Origin of the sequence: Thalassospira xianhensis MCCC 1A02616 (genome assembly GCF_003326475.1) — a bacterium.
Classification (GTDB): domain Bacteria; phylum Pseudomonadota; class Alphaproteobacteria; order Rhodospirillales; family Thalassospiraceae; genus Thalassospira; species Thalassospira xianhensis.
On sequence record NZ_JPWA01000007.1, the window covers coordinates 139,953 to 166,190 of the forward strand.

The 26,238-nt window shown below is 52.4% G+C and carries 27 protein-coding genes; 10 read left to right on the forward strand and 17 right to left on the reverse strand.

All coding sequences use genetic code 11. The annotated features are described in order from the left end of the window. Positions 1-10: 10 nt before the first annotated feature. The 3 genes from TH5_RS08235 to thrS form a co-directional block, all read right to left on the reverse strand. Complete coding sequence (locus TH5_RS08235; RefSeq protein WP_062959996.1) at positions 11-415, reverse strand: hypothetical protein; 405 nt, start codon at positions 413-415, stop codon at positions 11-13. Positions 416-510: 95 nt separating this feature from the next. Beyond that, positions 511-972, reverse strand: coding sequence for a tetratricopeptide repeat protein (locus tag TH5_RS08240; RefSeq protein ID WP_062959995.1), 462 nt, complete (start codon positions 970-972; stop codon positions 511-513). A 235-nt stretch (positions 973-1,207) separates the two neighbouring features. Then, complete coding sequence (gene thrS / locus TH5_RS08245; RefSeq protein WP_114121436.1) at positions 1,208-3,145, reverse strand: threonine--tRNA ligase; 1,938 nt, start codon at positions 3,143-3,145, stop codon at positions 1,208-1,210. Positions 3,146-3,530: 385 nt separating this feature from the next. Between thrS and TH5_RS08250 the strand changes: the two genes are divergently transcribed. Continuing rightward, positions 3,531-4,718 (forward strand): MFS transporter, encoded by a 1,188-nt coding sequence (locus TH5_RS08250; protein WP_114121437.1) that lies wholly within the window; start codon positions 3,531-3,533, stop codon positions 4,716-4,718. Between the two features lie 49 nt (positions 4,719-4,767). Here TH5_RS08250 and TH5_RS08255 read toward each other — a convergent pair whose 3' ends face one another. Then, positions 4,768-5,445, reverse strand: a complete 678-nt coding sequence (locus TH5_RS08255) for a DUF599 domain-containing protein (protein WP_114121471.1) — start codon at positions 5,443-5,445, stop codon at positions 4,768-4,770. Between the two features lie 216 nt (positions 5,446-5,661). Here TH5_RS08255 and TH5_RS08260 point away from each other — a divergent pair, with 216 nt between their 5' ends. The 3 genes from TH5_RS08260 (at position 5,662) to TH5_RS08270 (ending at position 7,380) form a co-directional block, all read left to right on the forward strand. Continuing rightward, positions 5,662-6,147, forward strand: a complete 486-nt coding sequence (locus TH5_RS08260) for a hypothetical protein (RefSeq protein WP_062949025.1) — start codon at positions 5,662-5,664, stop codon at positions 6,145-6,147. 88 nt (positions 6,148-6,235) lie between these two features. Continuing rightward, positions 6,236-7,030, forward strand: a complete 795-nt coding sequence (locus TH5_RS08265) for a peptidoglycan DD-metalloendopeptidase family protein (RefSeq protein ID WP_114121438.1) — start codon at positions 6,236-6,238, stop codon at positions 7,028-7,030. After that, complete coding sequence (locus TH5_RS08270; RefSeq protein ID WP_114121439.1) at positions 7,030-7,380, forward strand: DUF1491 family protein; 351 nt, start codon at positions 7,030-7,032, stop codon at positions 7,378-7,380. Before TH5_RS08265 ends, TH5_RS08270 begins: the two co-directional genes overlap by 1 nt. 78 nt (positions 7,381-7,458) lie before the next feature. Here TH5_RS08270 and TH5_RS08275 read toward each other — a convergent pair whose 3' ends face one another. Further along, positions 7,459-7,779, reverse strand: coding sequence for a peptidylprolyl isomerase (locus TH5_RS08275; protein ID WP_114110270.1), 321 nt, complete (start codon positions 7,777-7,779; stop codon positions 7,459-7,461). A 197-nt stretch (positions 7,780-7,976) separates the two neighbouring features. Here TH5_RS08275 and yaaA point away from each other — a divergent pair, with 197 nt between their 5' ends. Continuing rightward, positions 7,977-8,750, forward strand: coding sequence for a peroxide stress protein YaaA (yaaA, locus tag TH5_RS08280; RefSeq protein ID WP_114121440.1), 774 nt, complete (start codon positions 7,977-7,979; stop codon positions 8,748-8,750). Positions 8,751-8,771: 21 nt separating this feature from the next. Next, complete coding sequence (locus TH5_RS08285) at positions 8,772-9,836, forward strand: glycosyl transferase family protein (RefSeq protein WP_114121441.1); 1,065 nt, start codon at positions 8,772-8,774, stop codon at positions 9,834-9,836. A 62-nt stretch (positions 9,837-9,898) separates the two neighbouring features. Here the strand turns inward: TH5_RS08285 and TH5_RS08290 are convergent, their stop codons facing one another. From TH5_RS08290 to TH5_RS08325, 8 genes are all read right to left on the reverse strand, one after another. Beyond that, on the reverse strand, positions 9,899-10,441 hold the full coding sequence (locus TH5_RS08290; RefSeq protein WP_114121442.1) for a DUF924 family protein: 543 nt from the start codon (positions 10,439-10,441) through the stop codon (positions 9,899-9,901). 60 nt (positions 10,442-10,501) lie between these two features. Continuing rightward, a complete protein-coding gene (locus TH5_RS08295) occupies positions 10,502-11,161 on the reverse strand; it encodes an energy-coupling factor ABC transporter ATP-binding protein (protein WP_114121443.1) in 660 nt (219 codons plus the stop codon). Then, entirely contained in the window at positions 11,143-11,919 is a 777-nt protein-coding gene (cbiQ, locus tag TH5_RS08300; RefSeq protein ID WP_114121444.1) for a cobalt ECF transporter T component CbiQ, read from the reverse strand. Before cbiQ ends, TH5_RS08295 begins: the two co-directional genes overlap by 19 nt. Next, positions 11,916-12,584, reverse strand: a complete 669-nt coding sequence (locus tag TH5_RS08305; protein ID WP_114121445.1) for a hypothetical protein — start codon at positions 12,582-12,584, stop codon at positions 11,916-11,918. The genes cbiQ and TH5_RS08305 overlap by 4 nt, the downstream gene beginning before the upstream one ends. Before the next feature lie 3 nt (positions 12,585-12,587). Then, a complete protein-coding gene (cbiM, locus tag TH5_RS08310; protein ID WP_114121446.1) occupies positions 12,588-13,211 on the reverse strand; it encodes a cobalt transporter CbiM in 624 nt (207 codons plus the stop codon). Between the two features lie 207 nt (positions 13,212-13,418). Continuing rightward, positions 13,419-14,204, reverse strand: coding sequence for a DUF4198 domain-containing protein (locus TH5_RS08315; protein WP_114121447.1), 786 nt, complete (start codon positions 14,202-14,204; stop codon positions 13,419-13,421). A gap of 166 nt (positions 14,205-14,370) precedes the next feature. Next, positions 14,371-16,938 (reverse strand): protein translocase subunit SecD, encoded by a 2,568-nt coding sequence (gene secD / locus TH5_RS08320; protein ID WP_114121472.1) that lies wholly within the window; start codon positions 16,936-16,938, stop codon positions 14,371-14,373. 114 nt (positions 16,939-17,052) lie between these two features. After that, on the reverse strand, positions 17,053-17,496 hold the full coding sequence (locus tag TH5_RS08325; RefSeq protein ID WP_114121448.1) for a hypothetical protein: 444 nt from the start codon (positions 17,494-17,496) through the stop codon (positions 17,053-17,055). A 110-nt stretch (positions 17,497-17,606) separates the two neighbouring features. On the opposite strand from TH5_RS08325, the gene TH5_RS08330 reads away from it, so the two are divergent. Both TH5_RS08330 and TH5_RS08335 read left to right on the forward strand, forming a co-directional pair. Continuing rightward, positions 17,607-19,112, forward strand: coding sequence for a right-handed parallel beta-helix repeat-containing protein (locus TH5_RS08330; protein WP_114121449.1), 1,506 nt, complete (start codon positions 17,607-17,609; stop codon positions 19,110-19,112). Between the two features lie 118 nt (positions 19,113-19,230). Next, entirely contained in the window at positions 19,231-19,668 is a 438-nt protein-coding gene (locus tag TH5_RS08335; protein ID WP_114121450.1) for a MerR family transcriptional regulator, read from the forward strand. A 75-nt stretch (positions 19,669-19,743) separates the two neighbouring features. On the opposite strand, the gene TH5_RS08340 is transcribed toward TH5_RS08335, so the two are convergent. The 3 genes from TH5_RS08340 to TH5_RS08350 all read right to left on the reverse strand — a co-directional run bounded on the left by TH5_RS08340 (position 19,744) and on the right by TH5_RS08350 (position 23,788). Beyond that, positions 19,744-22,434 (reverse strand): bifunctional acetate--CoA ligase family protein/GNAT family N-acetyltransferase, encoded by a 2,691-nt coding sequence (locus TH5_RS08340; protein WP_114121451.1) that lies wholly within the window; start codon positions 22,432-22,434, stop codon positions 19,744-19,746. Positions 22,435-22,649: 215 nt separating this feature from the next. Beyond that, on the reverse strand, positions 22,650-22,949 hold the full coding sequence (locus tag TH5_RS08345; RefSeq protein ID WP_114121452.1) for a hypothetical protein: 300 nt from the start codon (positions 22,947-22,949) through the stop codon (positions 22,650-22,652). Positions 22,950-22,972: 23 nt separating this feature from the next. After that, entirely contained in the window at positions 22,973-23,788 is an 816-nt protein-coding gene (locus TH5_RS08350; RefSeq protein ID WP_244204857.1) for a DUF899 domain-containing protein, read from the reverse strand. Between the two features lie 97 nt (positions 23,789-23,885). Here TH5_RS08350 and TH5_RS08355 point away from each other — a divergent pair, with 97 nt between their 5' ends. After that, on the forward strand, positions 23,886-25,124 hold the full coding sequence (locus tag TH5_RS08355; RefSeq protein ID WP_244204858.1) for a helix-turn-helix domain-containing protein: 1,239 nt from the start codon (positions 23,886-23,888) through the stop codon (positions 25,122-25,124). Between the two features lie 46 nt (positions 25,125-25,170). Further along, positions 25,171-25,806 (forward strand): NHL repeat-containing protein, encoded by a 636-nt coding sequence (locus tag TH5_RS08360; RefSeq protein WP_114121454.1) that lies wholly within the window; start codon positions 25,171-25,173, stop codon positions 25,804-25,806. A gap of 3 nt (positions 25,807-25,809) precedes the next feature. On the opposite strand, the gene TH5_RS08365 is transcribed toward TH5_RS08360, so the two are convergent. Next, complete coding sequence (locus tag TH5_RS08365; RefSeq protein ID WP_114121455.1) at positions 25,810-26,127, reverse strand: hypothetical protein; 318 nt, start codon at positions 26,125-26,127, stop codon at positions 25,810-25,812. Positions 26,128-26,238: the final 111 nt, after the last annotated feature.

Here is a 26,238-nt window from a genome sequence, read left to right on the forward strand (position 1 = left end):
AATCGGGATATCAGCGGTTCATTAATGGAACGATAATCCCGGCAAGGAGAACCAGAACCGTAATTGCAAGGACGATATTGACGATGCCCTTACTAAACTGGCTGGCAACGTCGTGGCTGACGCCGGAGTTTTTTGAACGTGATTTTGCCGTTCCGCCATTACCTGCACCACTTTCCTGACGGGTAAGGATTTTTACGACCTGCTTCTTATCGCGCTTTGTGGCGTCGTCATATTTGTTTTCGACAACGCGAACTTCGGAATTATTGTTGTTGGTCAATGCATTTTTGGCGGAATTAATAGCGCTTTGATAATCCGAAAGCGTTTCCATATCCATTTGCTGCCCGGTGCTGCGCACGACAACAACAGTATAGCTTTTCCGCATCACAGCATCAGGCATGGCCAAGTCCAATTCCATGTATTACCCACAAGAGGGGTAATACATGGCGACAAACATGCCTGTTGCAAAGCTATCCTAACGAATAGTTTTGGGAGGTCTTTCGTGGTGCAAACCTATTGCGGGATTTTGGCAGCCAGTTCTTTGTATTCTTCGCAATCCATGCCGCAGACTTTTTCCAACCGGGCAAGGTTTTCGCGCGCCATATCCGGTTTCCCGGTTTGGAGGAACAATTCACCTTGATATTCCAAGGCGCCTTTATGTTCGGGATCAATCATCAATGCGCGTTCGTAATTCTGGGCAGCACTTTCAAAGTCACCAGACTTGCGCTGACTATAGGCAAGATAGTTCAGCACATTGGCATCCTTTGGATCTTCTTTGAGCATCTCTTCAAGGCTTTCGATCGCCGTGTCATATTTTCCGGCATCAATCATTTCGACGATTGTGGACAGATCCGGAGTGTCACTGCCCCAACTGCTGCCGCTGCCCATTGCCAAGGCAGCGGAGGATACGGTGCCCAATGCAAGCGTCATCGCCAGCGATGCAACAAAATGACGGGTTCTACCTTTGGAATTCATTGTCGCTACCTTTTTCAGAAAAACACATGCATTAGATACGTTGGGGACGCGGTTTCAGTTTCGGATTTAGCACAACTTTGTGTTAAGTGCAGTCACGAGTTGGTGAAAGCACTATATCGTAAAATACTGAATTGGTTGAGGGCCCAGAGAATTGGTGAAATCTATGGTTTCGGGAAGCAAAAAAGGCCCGCAGCAAACGTTGCAGGCCTTTGGTGTTTGGGTGTCGATCAGATGATCAGAAGTCGGCTTCGATCACGCGATCACGGATTTCGGTTGCCATAGCCTCCGCCAGTTCCTCGATCCCCATGGTTTTCTGATGCTGGAAACCGAGACGACGGACCGATGCGGTCTTTTCTTCGGCTTCGCGTTTGCCAAGGGCAAGGATGAGCGGGATTTTCGCATGACTATGTTCGCGAACCTTGTAGCTGATCTTCTCATTTCGAAGATCAAGCTCAACATTCAAACCTTTGGCCTGAAGTGCTTTTTTGACTTCTTCTGCGTAACTGTCTGCTTCGTTGGTGATCGAGCAGATCACCGCATGAACTGGTGACAGCCAAAGCGGCAGGCGACCGGCGTAGTTTTCGATCAGAATGCCGATAAAGCGCTCAAGCGAACCAAGGATCGCACGGTGCAACATGACCGGACGATGTTTTTCACCGTCTTCACCCATATAGGAAGCATCAAGGCGTTCGGGCAGAACGAAGTCGGCCTGAAGCGTGCCGCACTGCCAGTCACGACCAATTGCGTCACGCAGAACAAATTCAAGCTTCGGTCCATAGAACGCGCCTTCACCCGGGTTGATTTCAAGTGTCAGACCTGCTTCTTCCGCAGCTTCGCGCAGGGCGGCTTCGGCCTTATCCCAGATTTCATCTGAACCGGCACGGACTTCCGGACGGTCCGAGAATTTTACAAGGATGTCGGTAAAACCGAAATCCTTGTAAACCGATTTCAGAAGGTCACAGAAAATCTTGGTTTCGGAGACGATCTGGTCTTCGGTGCAGAAGATATGCGCATCATCCTGAATGAACTGACGCACGCGCATGATGCCATGCAGGCCACCGGACGGCTCGTTACGATGGCAGCAGCCGAATTCCGCCATACGCAGCGGCAGATCACGATAGGACTTGCTACCCATACGGAAAATCTGCACGTGGCACGGGCAGTTCATTGGCTTGAGAGCCAGAACCTTTTCCGGGTCATCTTCATCAGGGGTGGTGGTGAACATGTTCTCGCGGAACTTTTCCCAGTGGCCGGATTTTTCCCAAAGGACACGGTCAACAAGCTGCGGCGTGCGGACTTCCTGATAGCCTTCGGCATCAAGACGTTCACGGATATAGGTTTCGACCTTGCGATACAGTTTCAGCCCCTTGTCGTGCCAAAAAACCGAACCTTGGGCTTCTTCCTGCATGTGGAAGAGGTCCATTTCGCGGCCAAGGCGACGATGGTCACGTTTTTCGGCTTCTTCAAGCATGTGCAGATAGGCATCAAGGTCTTCCTGCGTTTCCCAGCAGGTGCCATAGATACGTTGCAGCATCTCGTTATCCGAATTGCCACGCCAATAGGCGCCGGCAACCTTCATCAGTTTGAAGGCCTTGCCGATCTTGCCAGTGGAGGGAGCATGCGGGCCACGGCACAGATCAATGAAATTGCCCTGGCGATAACAGGTGATGGTTTCGGTTTCCGGCAAATCCCGGATGATCTCGGCTTTATAGTCTTCACCCTTGTCGAGGAAGAATTTGATCGCCTCATTACGATCCCAGACCTCGCGTTCGATTTTCTCGTTCCGCTCAACGATTTTGTGCATCTGCTTTTCGATCTTGATCAGATCGTCCGGCGTAAAGGGCGTCTTGCGGGCGAAGTCGTAATAGAAACCGTTTTCGATGGATGGGCCGATTGTGACCTGGGTGTCAGGATAAAGTTCCTGAACCGCTTCGGCCATGACATGGGCGCAATCATGCCGGATTAGCGGCAGAACTTCCTTGTGCCCCTTGGTCACGATTTCGATGGCGGCATCAGTGTCGATTTCGCGCGACAGGTCGCGCAATTCGCCGTTAACGATGATGGCAAAGGATTTCTTTGCCAGCGAGGGACTGATGCTTTTGGCAACATCGAAACCCGATACAGGGCCGTCAAATTCGCGTACGGCGCCGTCCGGAAGGGTGAGGGCAATCATGTCTGGCTCAACTCTGCTTTATCTGCGGGCATAAATGTAATGTGCGCATTTTTCAAACTCGCATGTTTACGCGGGCTTTAGGCACAAGAAAAGGAATTTCAGGATGAGGTCAAGTTCGCTCTTTGAAAAAAGCGACAGGGGAAGCAGCACAAAAAGCCGCGACGCCCTTAAGACGTGCAGCGATTGTGCATTCCATCAATTTTTTGTCGGCCATGCCGTGCACTGATGCTATCCCGTTAATTGAAAAGCCAATATAGCATCAAAAGAGAGCAGGGCAAGCCGTAACCCGGTTAAGATTTTACAGCAGTTGCTTGTTCTTGTACTTTGCCTTTACATCAGTTTGAAACGGCGCCACCACGCCAAATTCCCTTAAGGTAAGCCCCGCATGTCCAGCCCCGAAGTGCGCCGAAATATTCTGTTTTTAAGTTTATGCGTTGCGTTATCAGCCAGTGCGATGTCGCTGCTGTTTACAGTCGCTGCTGTGATCGGATATTCGCTGGCGCCGGACAAATCGCTTTCGACGCTGCCAGTTGCATTTACCATGATCGCGATGATGGCAACGACCGCCCCCTCGGCATTGATGATGAACAGGTTTGGCCGTCGCACTGGGTTCTGGGTTGGATCGGTGATTGGCATGCTGGGCGCTGTTTCCGGCATGGGGACGGTTTATTTCGGCAGTTTCTGGCTTCTGTGCGTGGCATGTGCCTGTATCGGGTCTGCCAATGCCATTGCCATGCAATATCGTTTTGCCGCCGCCGAGGCCGCTCCGCCAGAGTTCCGTTCGAGGGCAATTTCATTGACAATGCTGGGCGGGCTTGCAGCGGCCTTTGTCGGACCGAACCTCGCAAGTTTTGCGCGCAACTGGTTTGATACGGTGCCGTTCCTGGGGACTTTCGTCGCACTGATCGGGATGCAATTTATGCTGGTTCTTGCAATCGGCCAGTTGCGCTTGCCTGATATGCGCGGCACCAAGCATGATGTACCGGCTCGTCCGCTTAAAATGGTGATAGGACAACCTGCCGTTCTCGTTGCAATGATTGCCGGGGCGCTTGGCTATGCGGTGATGAGCTTTGTCATGACGGCAACACCGCTTGCGATCCTTGATTGTAATTATGAATTCGGCGATGCCGCCTTCATCATCCAATGGCATGTGGTGGGCATGTATGCGCCGGGATTCTTTACCGGCAATCTGATCCGCCGCTTTGGCGCGCTTACCATCATTCAGGTCGGTGCCGTCCTGAACCTGATTTGTCTGGCGTTTGGGCTCGGGGGCGAGGATCTGATCGGTAACTTCTGGCCGTCTCTTGTGCTGCTCGGGGCCGGATGGAACTTTATGTTCGTCGGAGCCACGACGTTCCTTACGGAAAACTATCGACCAGCCGAGCAGGCCCGCGTGCAGGCGATCAACGAATTTGTCGTGTTTGGGACCGTTGCGGTTGCGTCATTGTCTGCCGGTTCGATCTATGCAGGGGCCGGTTGGGCAACGTTACTGTATTCTGCGGCTCTGCCGGTTGGATTGGTGATGCTTGTTCTTGCCGGTTATGCATTGCGTTACCGTCGCCAGCACGCCTGATGATACGTGGACTGTAAAAAAGGGCCGCTTAATGCGGCCCTTCTTCGCTTCAGTGATGCCCGGCAAGAATATCAAGTGCATGGGATCGGAATTCCCGATTGTAAAGAACCAGCGTGACCCATGCGGCGCCGATAATAAAGGCGACCGGGTGATAGAACCAGGCAAGTGCTGAAAGTGCAAAGAAATAGGCGCGAATGCCACGATTGAAGTTGTGAGCTGACATCATGCTCATGCGTGATGCCCGGGCGGCGGCCTTGGCAGCATCTGGCGCACCGGGGTCTGGTGCCGCACCAATCAGGATCGAACAATAGTTCGACAGGCGAAACGCCCAGGTGAATTTGAAGAAGGCGTAGATAAAGATCAGAACCAGCAGAACGACCTTGCATTCCCAGACTGCCGCCGTCGTTTCAACGGCAAAGGGCAGGGCGGATACCGTTTGGATCGCTTTTTCGGTGTAACCAAGAAGTGCGATCAAACCAATCAGCACCAGAATGGTGGTCGATGAAAAGAAGCTGATGCCGGTAATCAGATTGCCCGCGATGGATGTATCGACCATGCGCAGATTGCGTTGAAGCATCTGTTCCATCCAGCGATGTCGATTACGCGCCATATGGGCCGAAATCGAATTGCGCCGTCGCGAACTCGCATCTGCGAATATGGTATAGCCCACCCACCAGATGAATGCCCAGCTAACAGCGGCGATGTCGAGTAACGTAAATTCGGGCATAATGTGATCCGTCTTTGAAATCGTTTCGGGCGTAAAACACATCGAGTGGTGATGCCATCCTACTGAGGATACATGTTTCTTCGCAATCGGCTTTAATGTTTCCTGTATTCATTCCGATCTGTGATCCATGCATGTCTGATCCCTGTTGTCCGGGTGCGGGTTGTGTTTTCCACCGATACAGAGTATGAGCGGCGCAAATTTTCACTGGAGAGCGACATGAGCGACCTCGAAAACGATCTTGGCGAAGACATAGACTTCGAAGAATTTGAAGCGCATACCGAACAGCTTCTGGCCGAAGGCCGTAACAAGGACGATCTGTTCGAATTTATCGGCTTCCTGAACATCAACGAAGTCGGCACGCATATGATCGCGGCCGAGATGGTTCTGGACGAAGATGCCATCGACCAGATGAGCAAGACGCTTCGCAAGCTTGATGTGGATCTGGGCCCGCTTGGCGAACTGACCGGCGGCCTTAAAGGCGGCGAAGATGTCAAACGTGCGCTGGCGGCCCTGTTCCTTGAATTGGTTGAGCTGTGTGAACTTGACGAAGACGATGAAGATGCCGGCGAACTTTCGGAAGAAGCGCTGGTGCTTTTGAACTTCGTTAAACGCTTTAATCCGCAGATGCGTCGCCTGACGGTGGCACTGACCGATACCGATGATGACGATGTCGCGTGCGAGTACGAAGTCACCAACTGGTAAGTCTTGGTGCTTGCCCTGTTGGCGAAATATCATGTAGGCAAAGGCAGGATGTTTTCATCCTGCCTTTTTCTTTGCCGGAGCAATCAGTTTGACCACAACCATCTTTGACGATGCGTCTGCACGTTTTCAGTCTTATCTTGATCGTTACGCCAAGGGGCAGGAACCGTTGGGGGATGCAACGAGACTTCGCCAATGGATCATTGATCATCAGGCTGATTTCGCGTCGATCATGGATTGCGATCTGAAAAGCTGTGCGAAAATCGTCTATGACTTTTCACGTAACGGGGATGTCGTGATTGGTGGCATCAGTGACCCGGCCCGGCAGACCGAAATCATGTGGCAGCAACTGGCCGATGCCAATGCGCCTGTGGGTATCGGCCGTTATCGCGAAGACCGGATTTGTTATCAATCAGATCAATTCAAAAATGATGGCGAGGCACGTAGCCAGCATCTGGGGATTGATCTGTTCGCTCCCGCGGGAACGCCTGTTTATGTACCGCTTGATGGCGTCGTGCACAGCTTTAATGACAACAATCTTCACCTTGATTACGGGCCAACCATCATCCTTGAACACAATCCGGAACCGGGTGTGACATTCTATACGTTGTATGGGCATCTCAGCCGTGAGTCGCTTGACGGGTTGTATGTAGGCCAGCCGGTCGAAAAAGACCATCTGCTGTGCACCTTTGGTGATTTTCCGATTAATGGCGACTGGATCCCGCATCTTCATTTTCAGATCATTTTCGATATGCTGGGTAAAAAGGGCGATTATTTCGGAGCTGCCAAACCATCGGAATGGGACATTTGGGAAAGTATCTGTCCCAACGCCAACCTGATCCTGCAAATGCCGGAAAATGTGACCGCAAACCGGAGTGGCCAGTGATGCAGCCACGGCTCAAGGCTGGTATCTGGGTGCGCGGGCAGATTGCCATCTGCCAGTCAAAGCTGATTACGGCGATGGTCGCACACAAGGGGAATGAAGATGCTGGCGCGGTGCTGCTGAAGCTCAATCGTTTTGCGGCTGGATGCTATGTCTTTTCGCGTGTGACGACACTTGATGGCGATATGGGCTGGATGCAGGTGGCCGGTGGCGCGGATGGTGGACGCGAGACCGAGTTCGCCTGCGACGAATACTGGCGCAAACAGGTGAAATTTGATCGAGATGTCTGGGTGCTTGAGGTCGAGGATCACAAAGGCGAATACGAGCTTGATGCGCCGCTGGTCGATTTCTGATGAATGAAAATTCGTAAGTGCCAAATCAAAAAGGGCCTGCAAATAATTGCAAGCCCTTTATTTTTTAGCGAACGCCAATCAGGCAGTACGCTGTAGCAGGTGGTAACCGAAATCGGTTTCAACCACGTCGGACGTGGTGCCGACTTCCATGTTGAAAGCCGCCGCATCAAATTCCGGAACCATCATACCACGGCCAAAGAAGCCAAGATCGCCACCCTGCTGACCAGACGGGCAGTCAGAGTTTGCTTTGGCGACTTCAGCGAAGTCAGCACCATTGGCAATCTGATCTTTGAGTGCGTTGATTTCGGTAAGCGCTTCTTCCTTCGTGCGGGTTGCACTGGAACGTGCCGAACCTGCATACATCAGAAGAATGTGCGACGCGCGAACTTGTTCACTCATAACTCGTCCTTTCTTCCGCGGGCGCCTTGCACACCGCGGATTTTCTACAAGATTAGAAATTTATGGAGAAGGCAAAGGGTCCAAACCGATGTGCAGGCGTATATTCACGTGTACATGGGCTTGGGCCCTAGACTTTCTCCATGCCTTGTGGCTTGTTACGACAAAATGATCAGAGATGAAAGAGAAGAGGCGTTCTAATGCTTGCTGTTGTTTCTCCGGCAAAGAAACTTGATTTCGAAACCGATGCACCTGAAATGGCCGTTTCAGAACCGCAATTTCTTGATGATACTGAAGAACTTGTTGAAGTCGCGCGTAAAAAAAGCCGCAGCGACCTGATGAAGCTGATGGGGATCAGTGAAAATCTTGCTGATCTGAACTATCAGCGGTTTGCACATTTTTCACGGCCTTTTGATCGCACAAACGCCAAGCCCGCAATTTACGCGTTCCGTGGTGATACCTATGTCGGTCTTGATGCCGACACGATGGATCAAAAAGATATCGACTGGGCCGAAAACCATTTCCGGATGCTTTCGGGCCTTTATGGTCTTTTGAAACCGCGTGATTTGATGCAGCCCTATCGTCTTGAAATGGGAACCCGACTTTCGAACCCACGTGGCAAGGATCTTTATGCATTCTGGGGTGATAAGATTGCCAGACAGATCAATACTATTACCGCTGATCATAAGAACCGCAGCCTGATCAATCTGGCATCGCATGAATACTTCAAGTCGGTGAAAAAAGATGTGCTTGACGGTCGGGTGATCACGCCAGTCTTCAAGGAAGTCAAAGCTGGCGTTGGCAAGGTCATTGGTTTCTCGGCCAAACGTGCACGTGGCATGATGGCGCGTTACATGATCGACAATCGTCTGGAAAAGCCCGAGGACCTTAAATCGTTCGATATGGACGGTTATCGCTATCAAAAGGATCAGTCGAATGATAACGAGTGGGTCTTTACACGCGAACATGACTGATAACAGAACAGGTGCGATCGTATGACTGACGATCATCTCGAGCAGCTTGAAGATGACAATCATCTGCCGGAATCTCATCCGTTTTCCGGATATCTGCGGACCTTTTTCCGTGGGCCGGGGCGTTCACGCAGTCTGACGCGCGAAGAGGCATTTGACGCCTTTTCAATGATCTTGCGCGACGAGGTGGAACCGATCCAGCTGGGCGCGTTTCTTTTGATGCTGCGTTACCGGGCCGAAACGCCCGATGAACTAGCCGGCATGATCGAAGCCGTGCGCAAGGCTGCCCGTCTTGAACTTGATGACGAAAGCCTAGTTCCTGAAAAATGCCATCCGATGTTGGACTGGCCGTCCTACGCGGCAGGTCGTTCGCGCGGGTTGCCTTGGTTCGTGCTGTCGGCGATGTTGCTGTCACGCAATGGTATACCGGTTCTGATGCATGGCTATAATTCGCATCTGACCAATGGTGTCGGGACCGAGGCCGCGGTAAAGGCCCTTAAGCTGCCCCTTGCCATGTCGGCAGACGAAGCACGTTCCGATATTGCATCAAAGGGCTTTGCCTATTTGCCGCTGCGCCATATTCACCCGAAACTTCAGGAATTGATTGGTTTGCGGCCGTTGCTCGGCCTACGCAGTCCGGTCAATACCTTGCTGCGCCTGCTTAATCCTTTACAGGCGCGTGCAGCGTTTCTTGGTGTGTTCCATCCGGCGTTTCTTGATGTCCATCGGGAAACAGGCAAACTGCTTGAACTGCCACGTATTGGGGTGATCAAGGGCGGCGGTGGTGAGGCGGAACGCACACCGTTCAAGCATGTCGATCTTCGTATGCTTGATAATGGCGAGCTTAGCGATGTTCGCTGGCCAGCACTTCTGGCGCGGACCGAAAAGGACGACGAAGACAACAGCCCGGTGACCTTGCAGCATTTTCTGGCTGTCTGGCGTGGAGAGGTCGAAGACAGTGCCGCGATCGCGCGCGTCAAAGGCAGTGCAGCAATGGGTGCATTTCTAGCGGGTAAGGCCGATTACATGGACGAGGCCGAATCGCTGGTTGAAGGCTGGTGGGAAATGCGTGATCACAAGATCGGATAATCTTTGCTGGCTTTCGGGCGAAATGCAAAAGGGGATGGTCAGCGCCATCCCCTTTGTTATTTTCAGAACGAAGAATTGGGTTCCTTCAGGAACGCTGTTTCTTCAGGGGTGGATTCCCTACCGAGGATCGCGTTGCGATGGGGATAGCGTCCGAAACGATCAATGATCTGCTTGTGCTTGATTTCATAGTCATGATTGTTTTCCAGTCCCGGCTGGTCAAAGAGCTTGAGTGCAACTTCGTGGATCGCTTCTGATTCCGAATGCATATAAGGCATATAGAGGAAGCATTTTTCCGCAGGTTTGGTCAATTTCGCGTCAAACCCTTGGGCAACGGCTTCCTGGGCCAGAACAAGTGCCATCGTATCGCAGGCAAACGCACCGGGTTTGTCGCGATAGATATTGCGTGAAAACTGATCCAGAATGATGATTTCTGCCAGTCGGCCATGTGCGTTTTTTCGCCAGCCATATAGCTCCCCGGCTGCCGCGGCAGCATGAAAATCGGCAAAGCGTTCAGTGATATGACGATCAAGCGTGATATCTTTTTCAAACCATTGTTTGGGTTCTAGTTCCTTGAACCAAAAGACGAGGATGGATTCAGGTTTCATGGAGCGTTTCCCGTTTTTTGATGTTGCGGCAGCATAGGCGAGCACGCAGGTGCCAGCAAGTCAGGCTTGGGATATGATGCCGTCCTGAAGTCGGACTGAACGCGTTGCGACCTGCTCAAGAAACTGCCGGTCATGTGAAATAATCAGCATCGCCTGTGGCAGGGACCGCAGAATTTCAATCAGACGTTTTTCAACATCGGCATCAAGCCCGTTGGTTGGTTCATCAAGCAGCAGAATTTCGGGTGACATCGACAATACGGTTGCAAGTGCGACCAGCCGTTTTTCACCACCGGAAAGCTGATAGGTGATCCGGTTTTCAAATCCGTCCAGCCCCAGATCAGATAGCGTTTTCAGTGCGACCTTTCGAGCATCATCTCGCGATTGGCCAAGATTGAGCGGCCCAAACATTACGTCTTCAAGAACGGTCGGGCAGAAAAGCTGATCATCGGAATCTTGAAACAGCAATCCAACCCGGCCGCGAATGGCGCGAAATTCTGATTCTGTTTCGCATCTTGACCCAAGAATGGCGATCTCGCCATTCTCTGCTGTGACCAAACCCATCAGACAATGCAACAGGCTGCTTTTTCCTGCGCCATTCGCCCCCATCAGGGCCAATCTTTCACCGCTTCGCAGGTACAGGTCCACACCATTCAAGACCTTGCGCCCGGTGGGGAAGGTGAAATGCAGGTTTTTGACTGTGATCAGATCAGCGGCGGACATGCGACCTCCAACCCGATCAGGGCAGCGGTGAAAAGGATGAGGGCACTGGCAAACAGATAATCCTGAGGACTGAACCGGGGCAGGGAGCCGAAATGCATATGACCGTGATAGGCACGACATTTCATCGCCCAAAGAATGCGTTCTGAACGATCATGGCTGCGCACCAGCAGCATCCCAAGTAAATATCCAAAACTGCGCCAGCTATGACGATTGTTACGCGCGACAAAGGCGCGTGCCCGCATGGCAACACGCAGGCGCAGATATTCTCGCCGCAAAAGATCGATATAGCGAATGGTAAACATGAAAAGCGTCACCAGCTTTGCCGGAACGTATATCCCCTGCAAACCCCGCCCCAGAAGGATTGCATCCATTCCGCCCACCAGTGCAATCAGAACAAGGATCGCGGCATTTGCTTTTAGCGCTATCAGCACAGCCTGAAACAGCCCCTGATAACTGGCGTCAAAACCCCAGAAGGTGAACATCACCTGGCCGGGAACGGTAAAGGGTAGCATGAGTAGCATCACGAGGATGAAACCATCCATGGCCAAAACCATTTTAAGCGTTCTGGGCCAGTCGGGTTTGGCAAAACCTGTAAAGATTACAGCGGTCAGAACCAGCATTGCCAATGGTTGCCAGCTTGAAAAACTCACAGCAGTTATAATCAGCGTGAGAGCAGCAAGTATACGAAATCGTGGATCAATCCGTGACAGAACCGAATTAGATCGCGATGGCATAAGGACAGTTGTTGCCCCGATCATGGCTTTTTATTCTGCTGACGGGGGCGTGATTTTCCGGCCTGAAACCATGCAAAGGCCCCGAATATTCCGACGATTACACCGATACCACCTAGAAGATCGGAAAATCGGACTTTGTCTTCGTAGGCAACCATCTGTTCGCGCAAGGGCCGGATATGACGGGATACAGCAGCGTCAATCAGGCTGTCCAACTCGTCCCTTGAAAGGGAGATCATCGCGTTTGAGTGATCCACAGCGATGGTTGTCGATGGGCTAGGTGTTTTTCCGCTTTGGAAGGCTGACGTCGTGTCAATCTGGCTGACGTCGACATTGATGCCTTCGCCACCGGACGGCAATTGATCCGAAAGCTCATCACCATTGATTGTGAAGCTTGCGATATGGCCGTCACCGGAATTGGCTTCGATGACGTAATCCTGCTGGTGACTGACGCGAAGTTTGAATTCACCCTGATCGTCAGTCTTTCCGGCAAAGATAATGTGGCCTGTATCATCAAGAAGATGGATTTCCGCATCATGCGGTCGGGCACCACCCCCGAAATAGGCATAGCCGTCAATGACGTCGCCATTTCCCATTGCAAAAACATGCAGGCTGTGTGCCTGGGCACTGACGCATGTAAACAGCGTGCCGATCAGAACGACAATTCCATATAATGTGGGAAATCGCGGCATCGATCAGGCAGCACTTCGAAGTGAACCGACGGGTGCCAGCATGACCGGACGGACTTTTTTGACAAGATGGACAGTTGCTGCTGTCAGGGCACCTTCAACCACCATGAGCGGTATGTGGCTCATGACGACAAGTTTTGCCGTCGGAACAAATTCCTGTCCGCTGGCTGCCAGTGACAGGCCGACCATCATGCTTGAAAGGGCAATGGCACCAGACCCGGCAACAAAACCCGCCAGCAGAACCGATTTACCTTCAGCACGTGCCAGAAACGGTGAAACGAGCCACCACATCAAAACGGCGGGCAGGGCGATATTGATTGTATTGACACCGAGAACGGTGATGCCGCCGAAACCAAAGAAAACCGCTTGCAATAACAGGCCGATGAATATCGCCGGGAAAACAGCCCAACCTAGCATCAAACCCGCCAGGCCATTGACGATCAAATGCGCACTGCTTGGTCCGACAGGAACATGGATCAAGGAGGCAACAAAGAAAACCGCACTCATCATCGCCACACGTGGCATCGCATCAATATCGATTTTGCGAAGCCCGTAACTGATACCGGCAACAGCCAAAACCGCGCCAGCGACAACGACTTCAGTCGATAGGGCTCCGTCGACGATGTGCATGGTCAAATCCCTGTAAAGCGCATTTGTAATCCATCAGCTTACAAGTAGGCCTGTAAACGGATGAAACGGCGCATTGATTTTATTCCGGTGGGGCAGACAGGCGATGAAACCTGCCTGAAAAGCGTAGCGATTTCGCAGTCGCGAAGTCAAGCAGGTTTCATATTTTTTAGAAATAAGTATGACGGAGCTGGCATATCGTTACGAACATCAGTCCATCGCGTTGGTTTTGACCCAGATGACTCCGCCACGTTCGACCGGAACCTGATCATCCGATCCGGGAGCCGCCATCGTGCCATCTTCGACCAAGGCGGCAAACGCCCACCATCCATCACGTGGCATGGCATAGGTGAAAACACCATTGCCGTCAGCCTTGATGACCTGTGTTGAAAAACTGTCATTCGGCAACGTGATACTACCGTCATTGGCATACTCGATCTCGACCTCGGCAAACGGTACCGGTTCACCATTGTGCCGAACGATCCCGCTAAACACATTACCGGTCCAGATGCCATAGGGGCGGGTCAGGGGCTCGATCTCGACTGGGAAGCCGACCATCTGATCCCATTCTTCACCTGCATCAAACGCATCAATGATCGTTTTGGTATATTGGATGATGTATTTGCCCTCGGACGGTTCGAAATATGGAGCCGGCTCGACATACAGCGCATACCCGCCGGGGCGATCAATGCTGATTGTGGCGTCGAAGGCTGCTTTGCCGTCAACTGTCTTTTCCACCAGATTGTCGTCAAGATCGGTTTTCTTGCCATTAGTCTGGATGCCAAATCGAACCGGCCGGGCCATTTCCATTGCCGGACCATTTGTCATCGGATGGGTAAAGGTCAGATCGATGTCAACATTTCGACCGGTTTCCTGTGTGACCACGTTGGTTGACGGAATCATCTTCTGGAAGTGGGCCTGAGCATCATGTTGTGCACTGATCAGCAACCCGAATGAGAAGCCCGCGGTCATGACAAACCGGAAAGAAATCGACATCTTTTCGTCCTGTGAAACTGAAATGACGCTTTAACCTATGGTGACCGATTTGCTGGGTCAATCCATTGAAATAAAATATTTCATAAAATATTATTAAACGTATGATTCTCGGAGGTGTATCGAAACCGGCGATGAAAGCCGGTTTCGATATCGCCAGATACTATTGCTAGCTGGATGCCTCAATCATTGGCTCGTCGTTGGTTTCTGATGCCAATCCCATATGCTTCTGGCGTTGTTTCTGTCGCCATGTGTCAAGGAACAGCAGAATGGGTGCCGCGATATAGATCGAAGATGTCGTGGCGATCACAACACCGAACACCATTGGGACGGCAAAGCTCTCAACGGCAGACCCACCCCAGATTGCCATAGGCACCATCGCAAACAGGGTTGTAAGCGATGTGAATAGACAGCGGGCAAGTGACTGATTGATCGACATGTCGATGATTTCACGCATCGGCATTTTTCGATAAAGCCGCAGATTTTCGCGCATCCGGTCATAAACCACCACTTTGTCATTGACCGAATAGCCGATCAGGGTCAGCAAGGCGGCAATGGCGGTCAGATTGAAGTCGAGCCCCATGATCGCGAAAAAGCCGATGGTTTTGGTCACATCAAGGATCAGTGTCAAAATTGCGCCAACGGCAAATGGCCATTCGAAACGCCACCAGATATATGCCAGCATTGCTAGGCTTGCCAAGAGGACGGCACTGACACCGGACTGGGCCAGTTCACCGCTGACTTTGGGGCCGACGACTTCGGTGCGTTCAAAATCTGCTGCTGGGTCAATCGATTGTACGGCCTTCTTTACGGTTTCGACGGCTGTTGTCTGTGCCTGTTCACCACCCGGCTGACGTTCAACCCGGATCAGGATATGTCCATCCTTGCCGATATCCTGAAGGCTGATATCGCCAAGTCCCAATGTCGAAAGTTCCTGTCGCAATGTTCCAAGATCAAGCGGACTGTAACCATCATTCCCAGTGCCACCAGCAACTTCGATCTGAATGCCACCTTTGAAATCAACGCCGTAATCAAGACCGGGTTTAAAGAACAATCCGATTGAAATAGCAGATAGCAAAAGTGACATGCCAATGCCGAGAAAACGTGCCCGCATGAAGGAAATGCTGGTTTTTTCGGGCATGAAACGACAAAGCGGTTCAATAACGAGCTTTTTCATCCGGGTGCGCCAGACGATTTCGGTCATGATGACCCGAACAACTGCAACCGCGGTAAACATCGAAATCAGGATGCCAAGACCCATCGTGATGGCAAAGCCACGCACCGGCCCTGATCCGAATTCAAAGAGAAGGGCGGTGGCGATAAGGGTTGTGATGTTTGAATCAACAATCGTGGCATAGGCACGCTTGAACCCGGAATCGAGCGCCATGAAGGCCGAAAGCCCCCGTTTCGTCTCCTCACGGATACGTTCGTTGATCAAGACGTTGGCATCAACAGCAAGCCCGATCCCCAGAACAATCCCGGCGATACCAGGAAGGGTAAGCGTCGCCCCCATAAGACCAAGGGCACCAAATGTAAGCATGACGTTAAGTCCCAATGCCAGGTTGGCAATAAGACCCCAGCGTCCATAAAGGAAAAACATCAACCCGGTCACAAGAGTCAACCCGATCAGGCCGGTATAAATGCCCATTTCGATTGCATCGGCACCAAGGTCTGGGCCGACGGTTCTTTCTTCGATCACGGTCATTGGGGCAGGAAGGGACCCGGCGCGCAACAGGGCTGAAAGCGTTACTGTTTCGCCTACAGTAAAGCTGCCGCTGATTTGACCGGAGCCCCCCGTTATCGCCTCCCGGATGACTGGTGCGCTGAGGACTTCGTTATCCAGAACAATGGCAAAGGGTTTTCCAAGATTAGCTCGGGTGATATCGGCGAACTTTGCCGCGCCGACCCTATCAAAACGGAAATTGACGACCGGCTGATGGCTTTGCGGATCAAAACCGGCATGTGCATCTGTCAGATGATCCCCCGAAAGTGCCGGGGGCCGGCGCAGGTGATAGCTTTGCCCATCCTTGTCTTTCACCGTAAGGACATTGCTGTCGCGCCTGTCTGCTCCGTTCTGATCGACCAGGATATAGAAACCAAGTTTTGCCGTGCTTCCCAGAAGTTTTCGAACCTGTGACGGGTCCTGAATACCCGGTAGCTGCACCAAGACGCGATCGCTGCCAATCCTCTGAATGGTAGGTTCTGAGACACCGATCTGATCGATACGGCTTCGAATGATCTCAAGACTTTGCTGGGCGCTGGCATCAACCCGGTTGCGAATACCTTGATCGCTAAGCGCGATATGAATGCTGTTATCGAGCGGTGTTGTAATCACAAATTCCGCTGTCGATCCGTGTCGCGGTGTTTCGACCTGCGCATTGACAAGGTCTTTGAGGGCATCAAGGGCAGCGTCGTGATCCTTGGCGTCGGGCAGGGTCACAATCACCTGATCATTGCTGATCTGAATGTTGTCAGTCGCTATGTGGGCTGTGCGAAGGGCCGTTGTCACATCATCACGCGCGATTTCAAGCTGTTCGGCAATCATCGCTGCGGTATCGATTTCCAAAATAAGGTGTGATCCTCCTCTGAGATCAAGTCCAAGGGCAACCTGTCGGGTTGGTAAAAATGATGGCCAGTTGGCAAGCTGGGCCGGGGTGAAAAGGTTTGGCAGGGCTGTCAGGAAGCCTGTCAGAAGGACAAGGGCATAGACAACCACGCGCCATCTTGATGTACGCATGACAATGAACTCCGCACAGCAATCGGGCCGAGCCAGTTTGATGCCCGGCGATGCTGTCACCTGATATTTCTGGAAACACGGCGCATATCGGGCCGTGGTTTTAAATCATGAAAATCAGGCCTCAAAAGGCGGTGCACGCGGAGAAACGGGAAGAATTTCTGCGCCAAATACCGTGATCGTACCTGCCTCAAAGAGGCGTTTCGCCGATTGGGTGGCTGCATGCGATGTGACCGACGGTACAATTGCAGCATTATCAGGGAAAGTTGGCTGATGGGCAGGGATGTCATTCGGGGTTTGGCGGTTGCCTGCGATGGCACGATCCGGTGTCGCAGGAAGGAGTGCCTGCGCCGGGCCGCTATCGTGATTGACGGTATTAAACGGATGGGGGAAAGTTGTTCCGTCGAAGACCGGAGTGGTAGTTATGGACGTCCCACCACCAAACAGAACAAGCGCGCAGGCGATCAGGCAAAAGGCAACACTTCGCAGCAGGTCCGAAGGGGGCCGATTGCGATCAGGATGACCTGCTGCCTTTGCGGCTTGGCTGAGTGGCTGGTTCATAATGGTCCGACAAGCGATAAAGCTGCGACACATATGGTGTGACCTCTAAAAAACACAAGCCCGGCATTAAAAAGTTTATCGGGGAATTCGGGGTACAAGGGGAACACGAGATGCTCAGGATGGTTTATGTTACGCCCGATGGTGGGCGCCATTGGGTGGATTCTGCATGGCGAGAAACCGCAACGCTTCATAATGCGGTGGCCAAGTGCGCGCCCGGTGATCTGATCCGTTTGATGCCGGGGAATTACTTTCTGCCTGAACCGGTAGACATCCCGATCAGCGGTCTTGAAGATCAACCAATTATTATTCGTGGCGAATATGGCGCCATTCTTGATGGTCGTCGTCCGCCTGATCCGGAAGTTTCGGCAACTGATCCCGGATGTGCCAGATATGCGGCGTTCCGTATCATCGGAAAGCGCCATATCCGCCTAGATAACATCCGTATCGAACGCGCATGGCCAAGTGCGGTATATATCCGCGACAGCAACGACCTGACATTCAAAAATATGCAGATCCGTGGTGGAACATATGCCTTTTATGCAACGGGCGAGCATACATCACGCATCACCATCGAAAATTGCGACTGGATTCAGGATGACGTGATCTGGCGTTACCTTGACTGGGCGATGATCCATGACGGTGAAATAACGCCGGGCAAGGAGGCACCATATCGATATCTGAACGGCGCATTCTTTGGCGCGGATGACATTGCGGGCGATATCCTGATCCGTCAGAATGACATTCGACATTGCTATAATGCGGTCCGGATGGATGTATCAGTGGCCAATCTGCAAAAACCGATTGGCAGTTTTAACCGCAATGTGCGGATCATCGATAACCGGTTCAGTTTCGTGCGTGATAACCCGGTCGAACCCGAAGCAACTGCCGTGGGCTGGTGGGTGGCCTACAACCAGTTCTATAACTGTCACAAGCTGTTTTCGCAGGATAATCTGGCTGGCGGGTATTGGTATTATTTTGGTAACCGCGGCTGGTTCGACAGCCGCCCGGGGCCGGAAGGTGACGAAAATAATGGTGGTGCCGTTTTCAAATTAGGCAAGGCAAGCCATGCGCAGCCAAACCTGCCATTTGAATGCTTCCACAACAGCTTCTTCCTACGCCAGAAATACGTCAAAAAGGGCGCGACCAGAATGTGGCAGAACCGTCGCAATGCTATAGGTTATGCCGATCCGGCGACATTGCCGGTCAATCTGATGTCAATCGATCAGACATTGTTTGGTCCGACCGATGAACTTGATCTTGGAGAAGATCGCAGCGTGATGTTTTCCGGTGATTTATGCAATCATGCGACCTATCCGGCGATATTCGATGCTTGGCCCGGCGTGCTGTGTAATCCGCGCCCGGCTTTGGAGCCGATATTCAAGGCGGGCATTTGCGGTGATCTGGAACTGGTTTCAGATCATGCCGAAGGATATGACGACGCACTTGAAGTTCCAATGCCAGACGGCACTGTCTGGAAATCCGACCCCAAAAGCTGGCCAGGGGCGTTAACCGGCAAAAGGCTGGTTAACGGACCGGAATATGTGCCGGTTGATTTGGAATATGTCCGTGCCAAGGTTGATGAAAATAATTCAGACACAGGAGATCAGGTAACCTGACGACGTTGTCGTAACCTGTGGGAAGGTTTGCAGCGAAGTGACGTAAGCGTAAATATATTGACTTGTAAGTCCCAATGTTGCGATGCTGCACCATTGCATTCATTCAATAAGAAAAAACATGAACGATAAGCTGTACAGCATTACCGAGCTTGCCGAAGAGTTTGATATCACGCCACGCGCCATCCGGTTTTATGAAACCAAAAGTCTTCTGTCGCCGCAGCGGGCAGGTGCGACGCGCGTATATAACTATCGTGATCGTGCGCGCCTTATGCTGGTGCTGCGTGGCAAGCGTCTTGGTTTCTCGCTTGAAGACATCAAGGAATATATTGATCTATACGACGCCGAACGGTCGGGTGCCGATCAGCTTGCGCATCTGATGCTGGTGGGGCGTCGTCGTATTTCCGAGCTGGAACAGCAGCTTGAAGACGTTCAGACAACCTTGGGCGAACTTCGTAAAATTGAAAGCGAAGCCGCCGACGCCTTGCGCGAGAAGGGGATCGACCCGGAAAAGGCATTGACAAATATCAAAGCCAAATTGATGTCTGAAACCGCGTGATCTGTTGATAATGCCCGATTAAACAAAAGCCCGGCCAATATGACCGGGCTTTTTTCATGATGGATCAAACCAATTTCAGGCAACGTCGCGTTGCAAGGGCAGGGTAACCTCAAACACTTCCTCGTCGGCAAGATATTTGCGCGAGAAGCCCAGTTTTTCACAAAGCGTCAGCATCCGGCGGTTATCTGGTAAGACCTGCCCGATAAAGGTCCCAGTTCCTTTTTGTCGGCAATATTCGATCATCTTTTCCATCAGCACACGACCAAGGCCGCGTCCCTTGATGTCCGAGCGCACCATGATTGCATATTCGGCATGTTCATTGTTGGGATCGATCACGACCTGAACAATACCGTGGATTTCGCCTTCTTCCGAACCATCCGGCACGATGGCAAGGAATGCCATGTCCCGGTCGTAGTCAAGCTGTGTCTGGCGGGCCATTTCCGAATGCGGCAATTCACGAACGGATCCAAAGAACCGGAAATGAATATCTTCCGGTGTCAGTTTGGACATGAATTCATAGTGCTTCGGCTCGTCCTCGGGCTTGATTGGACGCAGCAGATATTTCGTTCCGTCATCCAGAATCAGTTCCTGTTTCAGATGACGCGGGTAGGGATGGATCGCCAGACGCTGATCATCGCCAACCACTTTCGGTGTCACCTTGATCCTTGCATCCAAGGCGATCACACCGGTCTGATCAATAAGGAGCGGGTTCATATCAAGTTCAAGGACTTCACCCAGATGTACAACCAACTGCGACAACCGTACCAACGTGACATAAAGCTGTTCGAGATTGACCGGCGGCACATCGCGATAGCCGCGCAGCAGATTATAGATACGCGTACCTTCAACAAGTTCGCGCGCCAGCTTCATGTTTAGAGGTGGCAGGGCCATGGCCCGGTCTCTGACCACTTCGACCTCGACCCCGCCATGGCCAAACAGGATCACCGGGCCAAAAATCGGGTCGGTGGTCATGCCAACAATCAATTCACGCGCGCCTGCCCGCTTGATCATTTCCTGCACGGTAAAGCCACGCACCCGCGCATCTGGGAATTTCTGCTTGACGGTCCGCAGCATCTTGTTACCTGCGGCACGTAGTTCCTCGTCACTATCGATATTAAGAACCACACCGCCAACGTCGGATTTGTGACTGATATCATCCGACAGGATTTTAAGTGCGACAGGATAGCCGATGGCATCGGCCGTTTCGACGGCGTCATCAAGCGATTCTGCTGCTACGGTTTTGACCGTATTGATGCCGTAGCACTCCAGGACCGCCTTTGCTTCCGGCTCGGTCAGCATATCACGCCCCGAATGGATGGCTGTGTGGATGATCTGGCGCGCCTTGTCTGTTTCGGGGGTGAAATCCTGTGGTACTGACGGGGGCGTTTCCATCAGGACTTCCTGCAATTTGCGGTAATTCACCATATGCTGAAAGGCCGCGACCGCATTTTCAGGTGTGCGATAGGTCGGAATCCCGGCGGCATAAAACAGGTTGCGTGCCTTGGAAACCGTTGCCTCGCCAACCCAGTTGGTCAGGATGTTCTTGCGGCTGTCCTTGATGGCATTAATCACACCTTGGGCAACTTCAACCGGATCGGTGATGGCGGTCGGCGCGTGCATGACAAGGAGGCTGTCGATATTGGGGTCTTTCAGAACGGCATCAATCGACTTTGCATATCTTTCGCCCGGGGCATCCCCGATAATGTCGACGGGGTTCGCATGCGACCAGGTCGAAGGCAAAACACTGCTGAGTGCGTCGATGGTGCTGTCTTCCAGTTTTGCAAGTTGCCCGTGCCGTTCGATCAGGGCGTCAACGGCCAAAACGCCAATGCCGCCCCCATTGGTGATAATGCCAAGTTTGTCACCCCGGAAGGGGCGCATGCGTGACAGGGTTTCTGCGGCTGAAAACATTTCGGTTACCGTGTAGACCCGCAAAACGCCCGCACGTTTGATTGCCGCATCAAACACGTCATCGGCACCCGCTAGCGCGCCGGTGTGAGAAGCAGCGGCGGCGGCACCTTCGGCAAAGCGGCCAGACTTGATACACAGGATCGGCTTGTTGCGCGATGCGGCGCGGGCGGCGGAAATAAATCCGCGGCGTTCCTGAATGGATTCGATGTAAAGCATGATCGCACGCGTGTTAGGATCAGAACCCAGATAGTCGATCACATCACCGAAATCGACATCATCGCATTCGCCTAACGATATGAAATGCGAAAATCCTATGCCGCGTGCTGCTGCCCAATCGAGAACGGCAGTGCAAAGCGCGCCCGACTGCGACACAAATGCGATTTTGCCACTGCCGATGCTTTGATGGCTGAAACTGGCGTTAAGCCCGATGCCCGGCACCATCAGGCCAAGGCAGTTCGGACCCAATAGGCGCATCTTGTTACGCGCGGCAATCTCAAGCATCGCCTGTTTGATGCTGCGGGTTTCGTCATACTGTTCGGCGCCAAGGCCAGCTGTCAGAACGATGGCTGCCATACATCCTTTGGCCGAAAGGCATTCCATGGTGGGCACAACGGCCTTGGGCGGCACGCAGATAACGGCAAGTTCGGGAACGACCGGCAGGCTTTCAACATCTGGGTAGGCCAGAACACCGCCAATCGACTGGCTGCGCGGATTAACCGGCATGATCGGGCCGTCAAACCCGCCTGCGAGCAGATTGCGCATGATCACCTGACCCACGGAATGGGGCCGGTTGGACGCGCCAATGACTGCGACAGACTTGGGTTTGAAAAGATGGTCGAGATTAATGGTACTCATCACCGAATTCCCGCTTTGCCTTTTGGCTGCGCGTCCTGTTGACATGACGGCTGCCCGGATAAAATTGGTTTGGCATCAAGCCACCCGGTGGGCGGCATATGTGCACGTGCGAGATCGTATTACGGTGACCAGTATATTGATTTGTTATGAGTCAATAAAGCACTGATGATCCGAAGATTTTACAGGAGTGTCACACCCTGTTCCTATCGAAGCGATCATGTGTTTCCCGGCCGATACTGTGTGCCACCGGATAGGACCTTCAGCCACGGTGGCAGGTGAAAAAAGCTCATGAGCAGATACATCACAACCATGTCGTTAAAGTACGATGTATCGTCCGTCGTCAGGCAAATAATATTCGACCTGCCGGCATCTGAACCGGTGGCAAGTGCCATGAGCGCAAAGACCGGGGATGCGGCAAATGGAAACCATCGAAGCATCCGAAGGATGGCGGTATATCCACCATCCTCCGAAGCCATGCCGCCAATATATCTGCTTTGGCGATGCAGTTTGCCCATTTTGTATCTCCTGCCTGATGGGCCTAGTGGCATGCGGTTTTCTTGACGCTGTCGAACAGGCCTTCGACCGAACCGGTTTCAGTTTCGGTTTTCATTGCTGTCGTTTCATACAGATCATGGTGCCGCACCCATTCCATTTTGTTCGGGACATCTCTTTCGTCCCGACCCTTGGGCATAAGATCAAGCAGTCTGTATGTGCCCATCATGGCGTCGACCCCACGGCCATAGGTCGAGTAGGTATGAAAAACCTCGCCACGGTCATTTTTGATGAAGGCACTTAGCCCCGGCCATTCTTCGAAGGCATATGGCCATTTTCCGTAGTTGTAGTGAATTTCACCTTTGGCTGTTTCTTCGGGAGTGAAACTGACGTGGAAGTCATAGTTGAAGTCACTTTCATGGGAAGAGACCCAGTTGAATTTCCAGCCCATCCGCGCGCGAAAGCGTTCAATATTTGCAAATGGCGCACGTGAAACGGCGGTGAAAGTGACGTCGCGCTGCGCCATATGGATCGTGATACCGTCCACATGATCGGCCATGAACGAACAGCTTGGGCAGCCTTGCTCCCAGTCGGGTCCGAACATGAAATGCTGGACAAGCAGCTGGCTGTGACCGTCAAACAGGGCAGCAAGAGACCGTTTTCCATCAAGCGTATCGAACACATAGTTTTTGTCGATACGGACATAGGCGAGTTCGCGGCGGGCGGCGGCGATTTCATCGCCAAGACAGGTCAGTTCCTTCTCTCGGGCGAGAAGTGCCTTGCGTTCGGATAACCATTCATTGCGGCTGACGATACGATGGGTTTCCATGTTAGGTTTGGAGATCATTTTGGCATTCGTCATTTCTGTTTTCCTATCTTTCGGTTGACGATAGGCAAAGGTTAGGCGAAGGGGCGTTCAACCGGGGAGTAACAAACGTGACGCAATTTGGGATGCCTGAATGGCGATAATGGATTCCCTGATCACAGCTGCCGCGCGAGCCTTGTCAGCCGGTGATCCGCTTGGCGCGTTGAAATTCGTCGGTCTGCGGGATGATCCGCCAGCACTGGCACTGCGCGGTATTGCCTTGGCCCAGTTGGAAGATTTTGATCGGGCCAGAGCGCTTCTGAAACGGGCTGCGCGCGGTTTTGGTGCGTCGGAACCAGTGGCATGTGCGCGTTGCGTTGTTGCCGAAGCGGAAATTGCACTGGTGTCTCGTGATCTGGGATGGGCTGAAAAGGCTCTTGATGGCGCACGACAGGCTCTTGAACAGCGTGGCGATCATGTGAATGCCGCTCATGCAAGACAGCTTGAAATCAGACATGTTTTACTGACAGGACAGCTTGAGCAGGCTGAACAGATGCTCGGCGAAATCAATCCGGACATTTTGCCGCCGATTCTGCAGATTTCTCATGAAATGATCCTTTTTGGGATCGCTGTGCGGCGTCTTCAGGCCGGGGCGGCACGCGTGGTCCTTGAACGGGCAAATCATTTGGCGCAGGTGGGAAACCTGCCGGTTCTGATCGCAGAAACTGAAAAAGCATATGTAACTTTGAATGCGCCTGCAGCGCGGCTGATTGCCAATGGCGAGGAGCGGCTTGTCATTCTTCAGGAAGTCGAAGACCTGATGGAATCGGACATGCTTGTTATTGATGCGTGCCGATATACCGTTCGTCAGGGGCGGGAGGCGATTTCACTTTCAACCCGACCGGTGCTTTTTAACCTTCTACGTATTCTTGGCGAAAGCTGGCCGAAAGATATTCCTAGAGATTCTCTTTTATCCGGGGCATTTGGTGCCCGGTATGTCGATGAAACGCATCGTTCCCGATTGCGGGTTGAAATCGGGCGATTGCGCAAACTGATCCGAATCTTTGCAAATATTACCGCAACGGATTCCGGTTTTATCCTGAAGCCCAAATCTGTCGGAAAAGATCAGTCCGTAATGGTTCTGCTTCCTCCGATGGAGGATAAAAACGCGAATATTCTTGCGCTTTTGGCCGATGGCGAAGCATGGTCGAGTTCGGCATTGGCGATCGCGCTTGATACCAGTGCGCGGACCGTGCAAAGGGCACTTGAAGAATTGGCGCGCGCCGACAAAGTTCAAACGATTGGCCGCGGCCGTGCACGGCGATGGACGTCACCACCGCCACCTGGTTTCACGACAACATTGTTACTCCCGGGTCGACTTCCCGTTGAATAGCCTGTGTCTTGCATAAGCGAAACGCAATCATAGAAAGGGCTAGAAAATGGCCGATCTAAAAGCTGAAATTCTTGCAGAATATGGGCCTTTCCCGGGTATCGATCAGGTGCATGGCGTAACATATGATGGACGTCATGTGTGGATAGCAGCGGGCGAGACTATCCATGCGATTGACGCCGAAAACGGAACCCCGATACGCATGATTGAAGCCGCTGCCGATGCTGGTACGGCCTTTGATGGCACTCACATTTTTCAGATAGCCGAGGATCACATATACAAAATCGACCCGGAAAGCGGTCATGTTCTGGATTCCATTCCTGCACCCGAGGGTGGCAATTCCGGCATGGCTTGGGCAGAAGGCAGTCTTTGGGTGGGCCAGCATCGCAACCGGAAAATCCATCAGGTCGATCCACAAACGGGCGAAGTCCTGCGCACGATAGAATCTGATCGTTTTGTCACCGGTGTTACCTGGATCGATAACGAGCTTTGGCACGGAACATGGGAAGGTGATGAAAGCGATGTTCGCCGGATCAACCCCCAAACCGGCATGGTTCTGGATCGATTGACAATGCCAGCCGGTGTCGGTGTTTCCGGTTTGGAAAGCGACGGTGCTGCACGGTTTTTCTGTGGAGGTGGTCCCAGCGGCAAGGTTCGGGTCGTAAGGCGTCCGGCACGGCCGTAATCGTCAGTGAAGATGCCCGTGATGGCCTTCGTCATCAAAGCGATCGGACTGTTCTATCCATTCCTCAACTTCGCCGGCACTTTGCATCGCCAGCGCAACTTCAAGATCGTTTTGAACATGGGCCAGGCTGTCAAACATCGGGCACCAACCAAACGCCTGAATACGTTCATCTGTTGTGGATGAAATCGTAAACAGATCACCATCAATCCGGTGCACAAGGCCATGAATGACCTCATCTTCGCCGACGATCATCCAGCCATCCGTTGCACCGGCCAGCGTGCCAAGCTTCACTTGTTTCAATTCGATTTTAGCTGTTTTCATGGTTGATCAGTCCGGTTTCTGGGGCAGGTGAAACAATATCAAAAGAAAAAGGGACCGAACAAATTGTTCGGTCCCTTTTAATTGGCTCCGGCAGCAGGACTCGAACCTGCG

What these genes read in the sequence shown, in the direction of transcription:
- TH5_RS08235 (WP_062959996.1), bottom strand. Translation starts at nt 415, where the DNA reads ATGGAATTGGACTTGGCCATGCCTGATGCTGTGATGCGGAAAAGCTAT.
- TH5_RS08240 (WP_062959995.1), bottom strand. Translation starts at nt 972, where the DNA reads ATGAATTCCAAAGGTAGAACCCGTCATTTTGTTGCATCGCTGGCGATG.
- thrS (WP_114121436.1), bottom strand. Translation starts at nt 3,145, where the DNA reads ATGATTGCCCTCACCCTTCCGGACGGCGCCGTACGCGAATTTGACGGC.
- TH5_RS08250 (WP_114121437.1), top strand. Translation starts at nt 3,531, where the DNA reads ATGTCCAGCCCCGAAGTGCGCCGAAATATTCTGTTTTTAAGTTTATGC.
- TH5_RS08255 (WP_114121471.1), bottom strand. Translation starts at nt 5,445, where the DNA reads ATGCCCGAATTTACGTTACTCGACATCGCCGCTGTTAGCTGGGCATTC.
- TH5_RS08260 (WP_062949025.1), top strand. Translation starts at nt 5,662, where the DNA reads ATGAGCGACCTCGAAAACGATCTTGGCGAAGACATAGACTTCGAAGAA.
- TH5_RS08270 (WP_114121439.1), top strand. Translation starts at nt 7,030, where the DNA reads ATGCAGCCACGGCTCAAGGCTGGTATCTGGGTGCGCGGGCAGATTGCC.
- TH5_RS08275 (WP_114110270.1), bottom strand. Translation starts at nt 7,779, where the DNA reads ATGAGTGAACAAGTTCGCGCGTCGCACATTCTTCTGATGTATGCAGGT.
- yaaA (WP_114121440.1), top strand. Translation starts at nt 7,977, where the DNA reads ATGCTTGCTGTTGTTTCTCCGGCAAAGAAACTTGATTTCGAAACCGAT.
- TH5_RS08285 (WP_114121441.1), top strand. Translation starts at nt 8,772, where the DNA reads ATGACTGACGATCATCTCGAGCAGCTTGAAGATGACAATCATCTGCCG.
- TH5_RS08290 (WP_114121442.1), bottom strand. Translation starts at nt 10,441, where the DNA reads ATGAAACCTGAATCCATCCTCGTCTTTTGGTTCAAGGAACTAGAACCC.
- TH5_RS08295 (WP_114121443.1), bottom strand. Translation starts at nt 11,161, where the DNA reads ATGTCCGCCGCTGATCTGATCACAGTCAAAAACCTGCATTTCACCTTC.
- cbiQ (WP_114121444.1), bottom strand. Translation starts at nt 11,919, where the DNA reads ATGATCGGGGCAACAACTGTCCTTATGCCATCGCGATCTAATTCGGTT.
- TH5_RS08305 (WP_114121445.1), bottom strand. Translation starts at nt 12,584, where the DNA reads ATGCCGCGATTTCCCACATTATATGGAATTGTCGTTCTGATCGGCACG.
- cbiM (WP_114121446.1), bottom strand. Translation starts at nt 13,211, where the DNA reads ATGCACATCGTCGACGGAGCCCTATCGACTGAAGTCGTTGTCGCTGGC.
- TH5_RS08315 (WP_114121447.1), bottom strand. Translation starts at nt 14,204, where the DNA reads ATGTCGATTTCTTTCCGGTTTGTCATGACCGCGGGCTTCTCATTCGGG.
- secD (WP_114121472.1), bottom strand. Translation starts at nt 16,938, where the DNA reads ATGCGTACATCAAGATGGCGCGTGGTTGTCTATGCCCTTGTCCTTCTG.
- TH5_RS08325 (WP_114121448.1), bottom strand. Translation starts at nt 17,496, where the DNA reads ATGAACCAGCCACTCAGCCAAGCCGCAAAGGCAGCAGGTCATCCTGAT.
- TH5_RS08330 (WP_114121449.1), top strand. Translation starts at nt 17,607, where the DNA reads ATGCTCAGGATGGTTTATGTTACGCCCGATGGTGGGCGCCATTGGGTG.
- TH5_RS08335 (WP_114121450.1), top strand. Translation starts at nt 19,231, where the DNA reads ATGAACGATAAGCTGTACAGCATTACCGAGCTTGCCGAAGAGTTTGAT.
- TH5_RS08340 (WP_114121451.1), bottom strand. Translation starts at nt 22,434, where the DNA reads ATGAGTACCATTAATCTCGACCATCTTTTCAAACCCAAGTCTGTCGCA.
- TH5_RS08345 (WP_114121452.1), bottom strand. Translation starts at nt 22,949, where the DNA reads ATGGGCAAACTGCATCGCCAAAGCAGATATATTGGCGGCATGGCTTCG.
- TH5_RS08350 (WP_244204857.1), bottom strand. Translation starts at nt 23,788, where the DNA reads ATGACGAATGCCAAAATGATCTCCAAACCTAACATGGAAACCCATCGT.
- TH5_RS08355 (WP_244204858.1), top strand. Translation starts at nt 23,886, where the DNA reads ATGGCGATAATGGATTCCCTGATCACAGCTGCCGCGCGAGCCTTGTCA.
- TH5_RS08360 (WP_114121454.1), top strand. Translation starts at nt 25,171, where the DNA reads ATGGCCGATCTAAAAGCTGAAATTCTTGCAGAATATGGGCCTTTCCCG.
- TH5_RS08365 (WP_114121455.1), bottom strand. Translation starts at nt 26,127, where the DNA reads ATGAAAACAGCTAAAATCGAATTGAAACAAGTGAAGCTTGGCACGCTG.